This window comes from Streptomyces sp. SID11385 (assembly GCF_010548245.1).
Lineage (GTDB): Bacteria > Actinomycetota > Actinomycetes > Streptomycetales > Streptomycetaceae > Streptomyces.
On the sequence record NZ_JAAGLR010000249.1, the window covers coordinates 1 to 14,148 of the forward strand.

Here is a 14,148-nt window from a genome sequence, read left to right on the forward strand (position 1 = left end):
CACACCCTCGGCCCCCGCGCTCCTCAGCTCCCGCCCCCGCCGCCACCCCCCGCCCCCAGCACCGCCAGCACCGCCACCCGCACCCGTTCCGCCACCGCTTCCCGCCCCTGCTGCCCGAACTCCCCCTCCAGGTGCAGGAAGGCGAGTCCCTGGACCAGGCCGATGACGCCCCACGACAGGGCGCCGGGGTCCGCCTCGGGGAAGGCCCGGCCGATGCTGTCCGTGAGGTACGCGTGCACCGCCGCCGTCGCTTCGGCGCGCTCCTGCCCCGCGGGCGCGCAGGGGTCGGCGAACATCAGCCGGAACAGCGCCGGGTGGTCCCGCGCGAAGGCGACGTGCGCGACCGCGACCGCCGCGAGGTCGGCAGGCGTCGCGGGCGCGGGGTCCGCCGCCACCAGCGCGTCCGCCAGCTCCCGGTACCCCTGCGCCGCGACGGCGTTCACCAGCGCGTCGCGGTCGGGGTAGTGCCGGTACGGGGCCGCGGGCGAGACCCCGGCGCGACGCGCGACCGCGCGGATCGACAGCGCTCCGCCGCCGTCCTCCTCCAGGAGTTCCCGTGCGGCCCGCAGGCAGGCCGCACGGAGATCACCGTGGTGGTACGCGTCCTTCCCGGCCATCTCGCTCCTCGGTCGTGGCGGCCTCCCGCCTCGTACGGGGCCGCTCACATCGTAGGACCCCGGCGAAGTTGACGCTGTTTACATCCGCACCCTAATGTAATCGCCGATTACATCCCGGGGCGCGGCGCGCCCGGAAGCGGAAGGACACCCATGTCCCGCACTGACGGCGGCCCCGCCCGCGCGGTCCACCCCGACGCACCCGCCACCTCGCGGCGGTGGTGGATTCTCGGCCTGATCGGGCTCGCGCAGCTCATGGTGATGCTGGACAGCACGATCGTGAACATCGCGCTCCCCTCCGCGCAGGCGGACCTCGGCTTCGCCGACGGCGACCGGCAGTGGGTCATCACGGCCTACGCGCTGGCCTTCGGCGGCCTCCTCCTGCTCGGCGGCCGGATATCCGACATGTTCGGCCGCCGCCGGGTCTTCCTGACCGGCCTCGTCGGCTTCGCGCTCGCGTCCGCGCTGGGCGGCGCGGCGCCCTCGTTCGGCCTGCTGCTCACGGCGCGCGCCCTCCAGGGAGCGTTCGCCGCGCTCCTCGCGCCCTCGGCCCGCTCGCTGCTCGTCACGACGTTCACCGAGCCCCGCGAGCGCGCGAAGGCGTTCGGCGTGTTCGGTGGCATCGCGGGCGCGGGCGGGGCGATCGGGTTGCTGCTCGGGGGCGTCCTCACGCAGGGGTTCAGCTGGCGGTGGACGCTGTACGTCAACGTGGCGCTCGCGCTCGTCGCGCTGGCCGGCGCCGTCCGCCTGCTCCCGCGCGAGGGCCGCGACCGCGCGGTGCGGCTCGACGTGCCGGGGGTGCTGCTCGTCTCGTCGGCGCTGTTCGGGCTCGTGTACGGGCTGAGCGACGCCACCACGCACACGTGGGGCGCCCCGGCCACGTGGGGACCGCTGACGGCGGGTGCGCTGCTCCTCGTCGCGTTCACCTGGTGGCAGACCCGGGCCGCGCAGCCCCTGCTCCCGCTCGGCATCCTCCTCGACCGGACCCGTGCGGCCTCCTACCTCACGGTCCTGGTCTCGGGCGCGGGCGTCTTCGGCGTCTTCCTCTTCGTGACGTACTACCTCCAGGGCACGCTGGGCTACAGCCCCACGCGCACGGGGCTCGCGTTCCTGCCGATGGTCGCCGTCACGATGGTCGTGTCCGTCGTCGCCTCGACCTCGCTCCTCGCGCGCTTCGGACCCCGGCCCGTCGTCCCGCTGGGGCTGGCCGTGTCGGCCGGGGGCATGGCGTGGATGACCGCGCTGGGCACGGGCAGCACGTACGCCGCGCACCTCCTGCCCCCGCTCCTCCTCGCGGGCGTCGGCATGGGGCTGTCCACGGCGCCCGCGATCAGCCTGGCCACGTACGGGGTCGCGCCGCGCGACGCGGGGGTCTCGTCGGCCGCCGTGAGCACCATGCAGCAGATCGGTGGTTCGGTGGGGACGGCGCTCTTCAACACGATGGCGACGACGGCCGTCACGCACTACCTGACGTCCCACCCCGCGCACACCCCCACCACCCTCGCGCGGGCCAACATCCACGGCTACGCGACGGCCTACTGGTGGGCGGCGGGCGTCTTCGCCCTCGGCGCGATCCTGACCTTCGCCCTCCACCGCCCGGGCCGCCTCCGCGCGCCGGAAGGGGAACGCGACGCGCAGCACTCGGGGGCGCACTAGCCTCGTCCCCATGCTGACCCTGGGAATTCCCGTCATCGGCGTCACCGACCTCGCCCGCGCGGTCGCGTTCTGGACGAGCGCGCTCCCGCTCGTCGAGAGCGCGGAGTGGCGCAGCGACACGTGGAGCACGCTCCATCACGCGGACGGCTCGGGCCGCGCCCTGGGCCTGATGCTCAGCCAGTCCCCGCCGGAGCCCCGCCCCCGTGTCCACCTGGACCTCTTCGCGGAATTCCCCGAGGAACAGTCCACCGAGGTCGCCCGCCTCCTCGCCCTCGGCGCCCGCCGCGTCGACTGGCCCCTCTACCCGGAGAACCCCGACTTCGTCGTCCTGGCCGACCCGGACGACAACCTCTTCTGCGTGGTCGACCTGAGCCGGGCCCCGAGCGGATCACGGTTGGCAGGATAAACCCCGGGGCTCCCGGCGCGAATTACACAAAAAGACGCATACACAACGAAACGATCACCCACCTTTACACCACCTCCTCACCCCCGTCTTTGCCGTTGCTAAACTCCGCCGATCAAGCTGGAGAAGACCGGCGAGCGAAACAACAACTACCTGGGAACGGCGGGCAAGGGCGGAATGAGTGCGGCGCCGGAGGGCACGGTCGAAGCTCTCGTCATGGCGCCGATCGCGATGCTCGTTGGGCTCGGATTGCTGCGCTCGGTCAAGAAGAAGTCGTACACGATGGCCGACCGGGCACGCGAGCAATACGGCCTGAAGCCCATGGACCCGGCGGCCGCGCGCGTCATCACGCTGCTTTGCGGGCTGCTCTTCACCATCGTCGGCACCGCGCTTCTCCTCTTCGCGGGATTGCTCCCGCTGATCCTTTGAGCAGGAAAGCCGCGTGAAGGGATGGCCGCGCGGGGGAAGCCTGACCGGCGTTTCCCCTTCCAGCCACCATGAAACGGCGAACGCTGCGGCCCTCGGAGGCCGTCGCGGACGCGCACACCTCCACGGACGCGCGCGCCACCACCGCCCACGCCCCTCCTCGCCAGTCCCGCCCGCAGGACACGCCGGACAGCCGCCCCGCCCCGCAGCACTCGCCGCGCCCCGACACAGCGCCCCCACCCAAAAGCCCCCCGAATTTCGCTGATCTGCGCCACCATGGACACCGAGCGTCACCGGCCGGCGCCAGCCCGGCAGCGGTCCGGTGTCTTGCCCCCGTCCTCCCCCGACCAAGGAGATCCGGTGCAGTTCTCAGTGTGGGCCCCGCAGGCGAAGCGACTCGCGCTCCAGGTGGAGGAGTCGGCGCACGGGATGGAGCGCGACCCCACCCGCCCCGGCTGGTGGACGGCCGAGGCGGAGGCCGGGCAGGGCGCGCGGTACGGGTACGTGGTGGACGGCGCGGGCCCGTATCCCGATCCGCGCGCGCGGCGGCAGCCGGACGGGCCCGACGGGCTCAGCGCCGTCGTCGACCAGGGCGCGTACGAGTGGCGGCACCCGGAGTGGACCGGGCGCGGGCTGCCGGGCGCGGTGCTCTACGAGTTGCACGTCGGCACGTACACACGCGAAGGCACCTTCGACGCGGCGGCCGAACGGCTCCCGCACCTCGCCGAGCTGGGGGTCACACACGTCGAGTTGATGCCCGTGTGCCCCTTTCCGGGGAGGTGGGGATGGGGGTACGAGGGCGTGTCGCTGTGGGCGGTGCACGAGCCGTACGGCGGCCCGGAGGGGCTCAAGCGGTTCGTGGACTCCGCGCACGGGCTCGGCCTCGGCGTCGTGCTCGACGTCGTGCACAACCACTTCGGCCCCTCCGGGAACTACCTCCCCCTCTTCGGCCCGTACCTGACGGACCGGCACAGCACCCCCTGGGGCGCGGCCGTCAATCTCGACGCGCCCGGCTCGGACGAGGTCCGCGCGTACCTGCGCGGGAGCGCGCTCGCCTGGCTGCGGGACTACCGGATCGACGGGCTGCGCCTCGACGCCGTGCACGCGCTGCGCGACGAGCGCGCGCTGAGCTTCCTGGAGGAGCTGTCGGGCGCGGTCGCGGAGCTGGCCGAGTCCACGGGCCGCCCGCTCTTCCTCGTCGCCGAGTCCGACCTCAACGACCCGCGCGTCATCACGCCGCGTACGGAACACGGCCTCGGCGTCGACGCGCAGTGGAACGACGACTTCCACCACGCGCTGCACACGACGCTCACCGGCGAGGCGCAGGGCTACTACGCGGACTTCGCGCGCGAGCCCTACGCGGCTCTCGCCAAGACGCTGACCGGCGCGTACTTCCACGACGGCACGTACTCGTCCTTCCGGGGCCGCCACCACGGCCGCCCCGTGGACCGCGCGCACGCCTCCGCGCACCGCTTCCTCGGCTACTCCCAGACGCACGACCAAGTCGGCAACCGGGCGCGCGGCGACCGCCTGAGCGCCCAGCTGGAGCCGGGCGTGCTGGCCTGCGCGGCGGCGCTCGTCCTCACGTCCCCCTTCACGCCGATGCTGTTCATGGGCGAGGAGTGGGGCGCGTCGACGCCGTGGCAGTTCTTCACGGACCACACCGATCCGGAGCTGGCGGAGGCGGTGCGGCGCGGGCGGCGGCGCGAGTTCGCGGAGCACGGCTGGGCCGAGGAGGACATCCCCGATCCGCAGGACCACGCGACGCGCGACGCCTCGTGCCTCGACTGGGCGGAGCTGGCCGAGGAGCCGCACGCGCGCCTCTTCGCCTGGTACCGCACGCTCATCGACCTGCGCCGCACCCGCCCCGACCTCCAGTCCCCCGACCTGACGGCCGTGAAGACGGCGTACGACGCGGAGGCGGGCTGGTTCGCGGTGCGGCGCGGGGACGTGCGGCTCGCGGTGAACCTCGGCGCGGAGCCGGTGGACGTGCCGGTGGAGCCGGGCCCGGTGAAGGTGCTCGCGGCGTGGGAGGACGTCGCGGAGCCGGACGGCGGCGGCACGGTGACGGTGCCGGGATGCTCGTGCGTCGTGCTCGCGGAGGACGCCTGAGCGGCGGGACCGGGCGGAGTACCCCTCCGCGAGGTGGGTGAGTGCTCACTCACCTCGCGGAGGGGGCGAGTGGGCGGCTCAGTGGACGACGGCGAGGTCCCGTGACGTCTTGTTGAGGCGCTCGCCACCCGTCTCCGTCACCGTCACGATGTCCTCGATGCGGACGCCGAAGCGGCCCGGGAGGTAGATCCCGGGCTCGACGGAGAAGCACATGCCCGGCACGAGTTCCTGGGTCTCGCCCTCGATCATGTACGGCGGTTCGTGCGTCGTGACGCCGATGCCGTGCCCGGTGCGGTGGATGAAGTACTCGCCGTACCCGGCCTCGTCGATGACGGCGCGCGCGGCGCGGTCGATGTCCTGGCACGTCGCCCCGGGGCGTACGGCCGCGCACCCGGCCTCCTGCGCGCGCCGCACGACCTCGTGCACCTCGCGGACCTCGGCGGAGGGCTCGCCGACGCTGACGGTACGGGTCGTGTCGGACCCGTACCCGTGCTTGAGCCCCCCGAAGTCGAGGACGACCGTGTCGCCCTCCTCGATGACCCGCTCCCCCGCCTCGTGGTGCGGGTTCGCGCCGTTGGGGCCCGAGCCGACGACTGTGAAGTCGACCTGCGAGTGCCCGTGACCGAGGAGCAGCGCGGCGAGGTCGGCCGCCACCTCGTTCTCGCGGCGCCCGGCGAAACGGACGCCCTTGATCTCCTCGTACGTCGCGTCGGCGGCCTCCGCCGCGGCGGCGAGCCGGGCCAGTTCGGCCTGGTCCTTCACCGCGCGCAGCATCGGCAGCGCTTCGGTCAGCGGGTCGAACGCGGAACCGCGCAGGGTGCGCTGGAGGTTGAGGAGGTGCAGCGCCCAGGCGTTGTCGCTGACGCCGAGCCGGCCGCCGAGCGGGAGGAGCGGGATCACGAGCTGGTAGGGGTCCTGCCCGTCGCGCCAGCCCTCGAACGTGAGCGCCGCCGCGCCCGGGGCCTCCTCGGCGTCCGGCGCCTCCAGAGCGGGCACGACGAGGACGGGTTCGCGCCCGGCGGCCAGGACGAGCAGCGTCGCGCGCTCGGTCACGGCGGGCACCCGGTAGCCCGTCAGCCACTCCATGTCGGGGCCGGGCGTCACGATGAGCCCGTCGAGCCCGGCCGCCTGCGCGTTCCCCGCCGCCCGTCGCATCCGGCTCTCGTACTCGGCGGAGGTGAAGGGGTCGGGGGTCTCGGTCGCCATGGGCTCGCCTTTCGCGGTACGGGTACGGCGAGCGCCAGCGTACGGGCGATGCGGGGCCGCGTCCGCTCAGAGCACGCCGTCCACGGCGAACTCGGCCCGTACGGTCTTGCCGACCGGCCCCCGGTCCACGACCTCCCACCGGTCCGCGCACGCGTCCACGAGGACGAGCCCGTACCCGCCCTCCGCGAGCGACGCGCGCGGCCCGGGACGCCGTGGCGGCCGGCGCTCCCCGCGCGCGTCGGCGACATCGACCCGCAACACGCCCTCGGTCACGCGCAGTTCCGCCCGCACCTCGAAATCCCGCCCCGGAACCTTGCCGTGAGTGACGGCGTTGGCCGCCAACTCCCCCACGACGATCTCGACCCGCCCCACGAGAGCGCTCCCCCTCCCGAACCCCCACGTGTCGAGTTCGTGCACGACGAGAAGCCGCGCGAGACGGGCCCCGAGCAGCGTGGAACTGAACCGCTGGACGAAGGGGGCGGGGATGGACGGACGGGGCGTGCGAGTGGTCGTCATGGCGGCAAGGCTGGACCGCTGACCTGGGCGGGGCCACACTTCGGGCTCGTACGGTGGGTGAGCGTACGAGTGCGGGGAGTGGACAGTACGAGCGGTACCACCGCACCATGGGTGGCGAACGAACAGTGACGAAAGGGCCCTTAGATGCCCAAGATGATGACGGCGGGCGAGCCGGAGCGTTCGGAGGTGCTGCTGGCCTTCGGGGCGGTGCTCAAGAGGTTGCGTGTACTGCGGGGACTCACGCAGCAGGAGTTCGCGGACCTGGTGCGCTTCTCGCCCGCTACGGTTTCCTCGATCGAACAGGGACGACGCATGCCGCCGGAGGACTTCATCGGCCAGTCCGAAGAGGTACTGGAGGCACGCGGGATTCTGGAGGCTTTCGTCCCCTACCTTTCGCGCCGACGAGGGCTGCCGAACTGGTACCAGGAGTGGGCGGTGATGGAGCGGACCGCTCTCGGCGTCTACACGTACGAGTCCCGCCTGCTGCCGGGAATCCTCCAGACGCCCGCCTACATTCGCGCGCTGCTTCGTGCTGTCCCGCCGACGCCCCGCCAAGAGGTCATCGAGGAGCGCGTCGAGAGTCGCCTCGCACGGCAGGAACTGCTCAGCACGAAGCGCGACCCACCCACCACCTACGGCTTCGTGATCGAGCAGAGCGTGCTCGATCGCGGCTTCGGTGGAGTACACGTCGCGCAAGAGCAGTTGACCCACCTGCTCGACGTCATCCGGGACAACTGGAATGTGTCCGTGCAGATCATCCCGCGCTACCAGCCCGAGCATGCCGGCCTTGACGGGCCCGTACACCTCATGGAAACCGCGGACCACCGCTGGCACGCCTACACGGAGGGCCAGTTGAGCGGCGCGCTCATCTCCGACCCCGACCCGGTCAGCCGTCTCAAGCAGCGCTACGCGAAGGTGTCCGCGCAGGCCCTCAGCGAGTCCGACTCCAAACTGCTGATCGAAGAAATGCGAGACGCGACATGAGCACTCTGACCTGGTTCAAGAGCACCCACAGCAGCTCGGAGGGCGACAGTTGCGTGGAGGTCGCCCTCACCCCTGCCGCCATCCACATCCGCGACTCCAAGGACACCAGGCGCCCCAGCTTCACCGCGAGCCCGACGGCGTGGACCGGCTTCCTCAGCGAGGTCGCGACGAGGCGCTGACAGATGGCCCCGGAACCGGCAGGCTTGAGGAAGTCTGCCGGTTTCCACCGCCGGGGAGGAAGATGCCGTGGAACTGTCCTGGTTCAAGAGCAGCTAGAGCGGCTCCGGTGGAAGCGACTGCGTAGAGGTCGCCTCACCCCCCTCGCCATCCACGTCCGCGACTCCAAGGACGCCGCGCTCCCCCACTTCACCGCCAGCCCCACCGCGTGGACCGGCTTCCTGGAGAATTTGCCGCGCTGATCGCGCCCCCGCACCTGCCGCCGTGTGGGAGATGCGGCCCGGGGAGCCGTGATCGTTCTCCACGCTGGATGGCGTGGGACCGCTTGGTCGCCGTCCACCCCACCGGAGCCTTCGTGAACCGTGCCGCCTACTGGGACCTCTGCAAACCCTCCTCCCCCCACGGCGCCCCGCCCGGCCCCCTGCCGGTCGGATGGACGCCCTACGAAGGGCACGGGCCCGGCGTGGAGTTGCTCGGCGAGCCGCGTACCGCTCTCGAACTCGGGGCCGGGGAAGGGCGGGAGGCTGCGTGGCTCGCGCGAAGCGGGGTGCGGGTGACGGGAGTTGACGTGTCGGCCGTGCAGGTCGCGCGGGCGCGGCGGTGGTGGGCGGACGTCCGGGGGCTTGACTTCGTGTGCGCGGACGTGGAGACGTATTTGGCGGGGACGGGGCGGGTGTGGGATGTCGTGTACTCCATTTGGGGGGCCGCCTGGTTCTGTGACCCCGAGTCGCTCTTCCCCTTGGTCCGCCGACGGTTCGTGCCCGGCGGGCGGTTCGTGTTCTCGCACGGCGAGACGGCGCCGGAGCGGTCCGGGCCGGAGTTCCTGCGCCCCCGCGCTGACGTGCCCGGCGTGCCGCGCTGGTGTTATCCGCCGCAGGAGTGGGCCGCCCGGCTGAAGGCCGCCGGGTTCGTGTCCGCCGAGGTGTCGGTCGTGCCGGGGACGGAGGGCGGGCGCGCGACCGTCGTCGGCGTGGGACGGACCGGCCCGTAAGGCCGTCCGGGCGGGGTACCCGGCGGGCATGACGACGACACAGCATGGACCGCACAAGGACCCCACCGCTCTCGGCCCCTTGGAGCCCGGGACGCCCCAACGCGTCGCGGCAAGGCGCCGGATCTGGGATGTGGCCTGGACCGCGACGTGCGTGCTGCTCGCCCTGTGGTCGGTGCTGTGGGCGGTGGGGGCGCTGCGCGGGGCGGCCGACGCGTGGCTGCGGAGCGGGTGCGGGATCGTGCTGCTGGGATGCGCGTGGTGGGCGCGGCGCTCGGCGCGGAAGAACGCCTTGCGGCCGATGCGCTGATCCCTTGCTTCGTGCGCGGGCCCGGGGTGCCCGCCCCGCGTCCGCGCTCAGGGGTTGGAGTGCATCTGGACGACGACCCTGTCGAAGCGGCCGGCCGCGAGGTCCTGGCGCGGGATGGTCCAGTACAGGATCGCCATGGGGAAGCCTGCCCATTGGGCGAGCAGGACCCAGTCCGCGGGGTCCGCGGGGCCCTTTCCCGCCTCGGCGTACGCCGAGGCGGCCACTGGGTCGCCGTAGTCGTCGAAGTTGTCCGCGTGGCCGCCGAGTTGCCACTCGCCGCCGCCGTCCGTCTGCTCGGACCAGATCTCCCGCAGTGCCTCCGCGTGGGGGTGGCGGGCGAGCATCTCGTCCTCGGGCGGTGTGGTCGGCAGCGAGACTCCCGGTACGAGCCGGAGGTCGCCGGTCCGGCGCAGGTCGGCGTCCAGTTTCTCCGGGGTGCCGTACTCGTAGACGTAGTGGTTCAAGGACACCTCCCGCTCCTCGACCGGGGCCCCGGCGGGCGCGTACACCGCGCCACCCTCGGGCTCGGGTTCAAGGTCGGCGTTGGCGAAGAGGAGCACTTTGCCGTCGGGCGGGAGCGGCAGGTCGGTCGCTCCCTCGGGGACGGTGGCGAAGTCGAGCGTCACGATGAGCTGCTCGTCCCAGGCGGATGCGCCGCCGGGGGCCGGGACGTCCGGCGGGAGCATGAGTGGCCCGCCGAGCCTGCCCCGTACCGGTCCGCCCCCGTCCGGAGCCGTCCGCAGCATCGGGCGCGCGAGCCCGAGCCACCGGTCCACGTCCGGCGCCGGCACGCCTTGCGCGAGCGCCTCCTCCTTGAAACGGTCGAGCCACCACAGCGTGGGGGCGGGCAGGACGCGGGTCGCCGGGGACAGGACGTCCTCACCGAACTCCCAGCCCGGCGGCGGTGCCTGGACATCCGGCTCTCCCAGGCCCGCGAGCCATTCCGCCGCCGACGCGCGTACCGTCGCCTCCGCCGTCGTCCCGGTGCCATTCAGCGCCGCCCGCGCGGCGGCCAGGGCCTCCGCGTCGTCGCGGAGCACCCGCCGCGCGTTCAGGCGGTGTCGCGAGGTGCCGAGGGCCAGCGCCGTCAGGCGTGCGCGCAGGGGACCCGGAGCGACAGGGAAGCGAGCGAGAATCGTGAGTGTCATGTCGGTCGTGTCGACGGTCTCGTCGTGGGCGTCCCCCTTCCGGTACCCGCCGTCCAGGTACTCGTCCACCAGGTCCAGCCGCTCCGCGAAGAGCGGCCACCACCGCTCGGCGTCCTCCGGCGTCAGGACCGCCCCCAGCAACCGGTTGCGGCCCACAGCGTTGCGGGTCGTCAGGAGTGACGCCACCCGGCGGTCGGCGTCGGTCATCCCCGCCTCGCGCAGCGCGTCGCGCACCGCTCGGACATCCGGGATCAGCGGCAGCCGCTCCTCGATGCGCGGCCAGAAGTAGCTCCCCTCCCGGCGGCCGGCGGCGGGCCGACTGCCCAGTTCCGCGAGGACGTCGGCGTCGGTCGGCCGGTTCACCGGCGGTACGGGGACGACGGGGCCGGGTCCCCGCGTGAGCGAGGCGCGCTCCACGGTCCGGCGCAGCGCTTGGGCGCGCTCCGCGTCCAGCGGTTCGCCGCCCCGCGCGTTCAGCACGTCCTCGATCGCCGCGTCACCGCCCTCGATGTCGGCCAGGCGCCGCAGGACAGCGGCCAGTTCCTCCGGTCCGGCGGTCCGCAGGTGCGGGACGAGCAGTTCCACCTGCCGGCCGGGGGCGAGCCAGCCCAGCGCGGCCAGTGCCTCGGCCCGCACGAAGCGGTCCTCGTCGACGGCCAGCGCGGCGAGGAGGGCGGCGTGCTCCTCGGGGGTACGGGCGCACCGGAGGGCCACGGCCCTGCGCGCACCGGCCCGCGCCGTGACGGTGATCTCGCCGAGGGCGTCGGCGTGCCGGGCGAGGAAGGTCGCGGCGGCATCGCTCCCCAGAAGGTGGAGCCGGGAGTTCCAGTACTCACCGGGTCTCTCGTCGAGCACGGCCGCCAAGGCGGCACGCGCGGCGGTGCGGACCGGCACGCCCCCGGCCCGGGCGATCTCGCTCAGGAGGTCGAGGTCCCAGCGCGCGCCCACCCGGCGGGACGCCTCGGACCGGGGACCGGCCGTCGTCAGGGCGCTGTCGGTCAGCGTGGCGAGCCACGCGCCGGAATCCAACCGGCCCGGCTGCGCGCGGGTGATCGCGTCCAGCACGTGCCCGAACCGCGCCAGAACGCCGACGGGAGCGTCACCGTAGACGGTCAACCGAGCGGCATCGGCGGCGTCCGGGCTCCACCCCGGGTGCACGTCCGCGACGGGGCTGACATCAGCGGCCGCCCACACGCCGCCCCCCGCCACCATCTTGGCGACCTTCGGGGACCCGGGCGCGTACAGGGGAGCCAGGGCCTCCGGCCCCGTACCGCGCAGGACGTACTCGACGACGCCTTCGCAGAGGTGCTCCAGCGCCAGCGGCGCGAGGCAGACGCGCACAGCGGACCCGAGGGCACCTGGATCGGCTGGAGCGGTTGACGGGGTCTGCGTGTCTTCGGTGTTTCCAGTCTCGTCCTGTGGCATGTCGGGGATCCTATGGGGCGCTCGAACACCCTGTCGAAGCAGGGGACTTGCCCTACTGGACGTCTCCGCGGCGCCTCTCCGCGCCCACCCCGCGCTCCCACGCGGCCCGTGTCAGCTCGTACTCCACATCCCCGTGCTCCGAGCCCTCGATCACGTCCGGCCAGTCCTCGGTGTAGTGGCGGAGGAAGGTGAGGCCGCACTTCTCCATCACGCGGCGCGAGGCCGTGTTGACCGTCATCGTGTTGGCGGTGACGCGGTGGACGCCGAGGCTCGTGAAGCCCTTGCGGATCAGGGCGCGGGAGCCCTCCGTCGCATAGCCCCTCCCCCACGCCTCTTGGCGCAGGCGGTAGCCGAGTTCGACCTCGTCGGGGCTCTGTTCGAGGAGGGGGCGGAAGGCGAACCAGCCGAGGAACGCGCCCGATTCCCGCTCCTGGGCGGCCCAGTAGCCGCGCGTGCCGAGGCCCGGGTAGTGGTGGAGGAGACGGGGCAGCGGCCCGGTCCGGATCTCCTCGCGGCTCGTGGGACGGCCGCCGTTGATGAAGCGCGTCACGGCCGGATCGTTGTCCAGGGCGAGAAGGTCGTCCGTGTCGGCCTCGGTGAAGGCGCGGAGGGTGAGGCGGTCGGTCTCCAGGAGAACGTGCATGCCCCGATCCTCGTCAACGACGGCCGGGGTCCACCACGGGATTTCGGACCCGATGGCCGGCCGGACCCGGGCGCGAGGACGGCCGGACCACGCGGGCCGCGCGCGAGGCGCGGCCCGTACGCGGTCCGGCCGGACCGGGGCGAGGACGCGGGTCAGTTCGTCCAGACCTCCGCCCTGTCCACGCTCACGAAGGACGCGCCGGACTGCCCGTCGTGGTCACCGGTGACCCGCACGCGCAGGGTGTGCTTGCCGCTGGGCAGGCGGGGGCTCAGGTACTGGAGGTTCTCGCCGGTGCGCGGCGTGCCGTAGTAGTCGAGGCGCTGTTCGGCGCCGCCGTCGATGCTCACCGCCGCGTAGCCGTTGCCGGTGTCCCGTACGGAGAGCAGGGCGATCCTCGTGCCGGTGAAGGTGTACGTGGCGGTGTTGCCCGTCGTCGCGCTCCAGTGGTCGTCACCCCAGAAGCACTGCACGCCGCAGCCGGTGCCGGAGTTCCAGGTGCCGGTGTAGGCGAGGGAGCCCGCGCCGCTGGAGCGGCCGTCGTCGTTGATCCAGTAGGCGCTGGGGCCGGGGTCGCCCGAGGGCAGGTCCTGGGTCGCGCCGGTCGCGAGCGGGACGCCGAAGTCCGGGCTGCCGTCCGCCTTCCAGCCGATGCGCTGGGCGCGCGTGGTGCGGTTGCTGTAGGTGTTCACGGACGTGGACTTGGCGTGGTAGACGATCCAGTCCTCCTTGCCGTCCGGGGACTTGAAGAGCGCGTGGTGACCCGGCCCGTAGACGCCGTGGTCGTCGGCGCGCGAGAAGACGGCTCCCTGGTGCTGCTGCCAGTTGCCGGGCACGAGCGGGTCGGCGCCGTCCGGGAGGGACATCATCCAGAGCTGGTAGTCCGGCTTCCCCGTGTCGCAGGTGGAGTACGTCATCCACGTGCGGCCGTTGCGGTAGAGGAACTCCGGGCCCTCACGGACCTCGGGGCAGCCGCCTGCCCCGTCGAGCGCGACGGCGTTGCCGGAGACGGTGTACGGGTTCGACATCGGGGCGAGGTTGAGGCCGTTGTGCTGGTACTGGTTGATGCCGCTGTAGGCGAGGTAGAGGCGTCCGTTGAGCTGGAGGATGCCGGGGTCGATGGCGAAGTCGTTCGCGTGGTTGGGCGGGGCGAGCTTCGCCTTGAAGTGGTACGGGCCGGTCGGGTCGTCCCGGTCGGACTCGGCGACGAAGACGCGGTGGTGGTCGTCGGTGCCGTCGTCTGCCGTGTAGTAGAGGTACCAGCGGTTGTTGAAGCGGTAGAACTCGGGCGCCCAGATGTGCTGGTTCCGGCTCGCGTCGGTGTCGGTCCACACGGTGACGGGATCGGCCGTCAGGAGCGTGCTCAGCGACGGGGAGCGCCACATCTTGACGCTGTCGCCCTGCGTGGTGGTCAGGTAGTAGTTGCCGTTCCAGTACGTCATGTACGGGTCCGGGCCGGTGTTGAGCGGGTTGCGGAACGTCCCGGCGGCGGCTGCCCGCGCGGCGGGCGCGGCGGCGGCCGGAGCGGCGGCGGCCTCGTCGG

At 72.9% G+C, this 14,148-nt stretch carries 14 protein-coding genes and 1 pseudogene; 9 read left to right on the top strand and 6 right to left on the bottom strand.

The genetic code is table 11. The features are described 5' to 3' along the window. Positions 1 to 23: 23 nt before the first annotated feature. Positions 24 to 617 carry a TetR/AcrR family transcriptional regulator gene (locus G3I42_RS07460; RefSeq protein WP_164283542.1) on the bottom strand — a complete coding sequence of 198 codons (594 nt, stop codon included), beginning with the start codon at positions 615 to 617 and terminating at the stop codon, positions 24 to 26. A 150-nt stretch (positions 618 to 767) separates the two neighbouring features. On the opposite strand from G3I42_RS07460, the gene G3I42_RS07465 reads away from it, so the two are divergent. The 4 genes from G3I42_RS07465 to treZ all read left to right on the top strand — a co-directional run bounded on the left by G3I42_RS07465 (position 768) and on the right by treZ (position 5,211). Next, complete coding sequence (locus tag G3I42_RS07465; protein ID WP_164283544.1) at positions 768 to 2,270, top strand: MFS transporter; 1,503 nt, start codon at positions 768 to 770, stop codon at positions 2,268 to 2,270. 10 nt (positions 2,271 to 2,280) lie between these two features. Further along, positions 2,281 to 2,676: a VOC family protein gene (locus G3I42_RS07470; RefSeq protein ID WP_164283546.1), complete on the top strand. Its 396-nt coding sequence runs from the start codon at positions 2,281 to 2,283 to the stop codon at positions 2,674 to 2,676. Positions 2,677 to 2,850: 174 nt separating this feature from the next. Further along, positions 2,851 to 3,102, top strand: coding sequence for a hypothetical protein (locus G3I42_RS07475; protein ID WP_164283548.1), 252 nt, complete (start codon positions 2,851 to 2,853; stop codon positions 3,100 to 3,102). Between the two features lie 357 nt (positions 3,103 to 3,459). After that, positions 3,460 to 5,211: a malto-oligosyltrehalose trehalohydrolase gene (treZ, locus tag G3I42_RS07480; protein WP_164283550.1), complete on the top strand. Its 1,752-nt coding sequence runs from the start codon at positions 3,460 to 3,462 to the stop codon at positions 5,209 to 5,211. Between the two features lie 78 nt (positions 5,212 to 5,289). On the opposite strand, the gene G3I42_RS07485 is transcribed toward treZ, so the two are convergent. Both G3I42_RS07485 and G3I42_RS07490 read right to left on the bottom strand, forming a co-directional pair. Continuing rightward, on the bottom strand, positions 5,290 to 6,417 hold the full coding sequence (locus tag G3I42_RS07485) for an aminopeptidase P family protein (protein WP_164283552.1): 1,128 nt from the start codon (positions 6,415 to 6,417) through the stop codon (positions 5,290 to 5,292). 66 nt (positions 6,418 to 6,483) lie between these two features. Then, positions 6,484 to 6,933 carry an ATP-binding protein gene (locus G3I42_RS07490; protein WP_164283554.1) on the bottom strand — a complete coding sequence of 150 codons (450 nt, stop codon included), beginning with the start codon at positions 6,931 to 6,933 and terminating at the stop codon, positions 6,484 to 6,486. 144 nt (positions 6,934 to 7,077) lie between these two features. On the opposite strand from G3I42_RS07490, the gene G3I42_RS07495 reads away from it, so the two are divergent. The 5 genes and pseudogenes from G3I42_RS07495 (at position 7,078) to G3I42_RS07515 (ending at position 9,392) form a co-directional block, all read left to right on the top strand. After that, positions 7,078 to 7,917, top strand: coding sequence for a helix-turn-helix transcriptional regulator (locus G3I42_RS07495; RefSeq protein ID WP_164283556.1), 840 nt, complete (start codon positions 7,078 to 7,080; stop codon positions 7,915 to 7,917). Then, on the top strand, positions 7,914 to 8,096 hold the full coding sequence (locus tag G3I42_RS07500; protein WP_164283558.1) for a DUF397 domain-containing protein: 183 nt from the start codon (positions 7,914 to 7,916) through the stop codon (positions 8,094 to 8,096). The genes G3I42_RS07495 and G3I42_RS07500 overlap by 4 nt, the downstream gene beginning before the upstream one ends. A gap of 67 nt (positions 8,097 to 8,163) precedes the next feature. Then, positions 8,164 to 8,336, top strand: a pseudogene (locus tag G3I42_RS07505) (DUF397 domain-containing protein). A gap of 68 nt (positions 8,337 to 8,404) precedes the next feature. Continuing rightward, the gene (locus tag G3I42_RS07510) at positions 8,405 to 9,085 is read left to right on the top strand and encodes a class I SAM-dependent methyltransferase (RefSeq protein WP_164283560.1); all 681 of its coding nucleotides are present in this window, start codon (positions 8,405 to 8,407) and stop codon (positions 9,083 to 9,085) included. A gap of 28 nt (positions 9,086 to 9,113) precedes the next feature. After that, positions 9,114 to 9,392 carry a hypothetical protein gene (locus tag G3I42_RS07515; RefSeq protein WP_164283562.1) on the top strand — a complete coding sequence of 93 codons (279 nt, stop codon included), beginning with the start codon at positions 9,114 to 9,116 and terminating at the stop codon, positions 9,390 to 9,392. Positions 9,393 to 9,439: 47 nt separating this feature from the next. Here G3I42_RS07515 and G3I42_RS37425 read toward each other — a convergent pair whose 3' ends face one another. From G3I42_RS37425 to G3I42_RS07530, 3 genes are all read right to left on the bottom strand, one after another. After that, positions 9,440 to 11,965 carry a DUF1963 domain-containing protein gene (locus G3I42_RS37425; RefSeq protein WP_164283564.1) on the bottom strand — a complete coding sequence of 842 codons (2,526 nt, stop codon included), beginning with the start codon at positions 11,963 to 11,965 and terminating at the stop codon, positions 9,440 to 9,442. A gap of 52 nt (positions 11,966 to 12,017) precedes the next feature. Continuing rightward, positions 12,018 to 12,608 (bottom strand): GNAT family N-acetyltransferase, encoded by a 591-nt coding sequence (locus G3I42_RS07525; protein ID WP_164283566.1) that lies wholly within the window; start codon positions 12,606 to 12,608, stop codon positions 12,018 to 12,020. Positions 12,609 to 12,760: 152 nt separating this feature from the next. Then, on the bottom strand, positions 12,761 to 14,148 hold a 1,388-nt coding region (locus tag G3I42_RS07530; RefSeq protein ID WP_164283568.1), incomplete at its 5' end, for a family 43 glycosylhydrolase.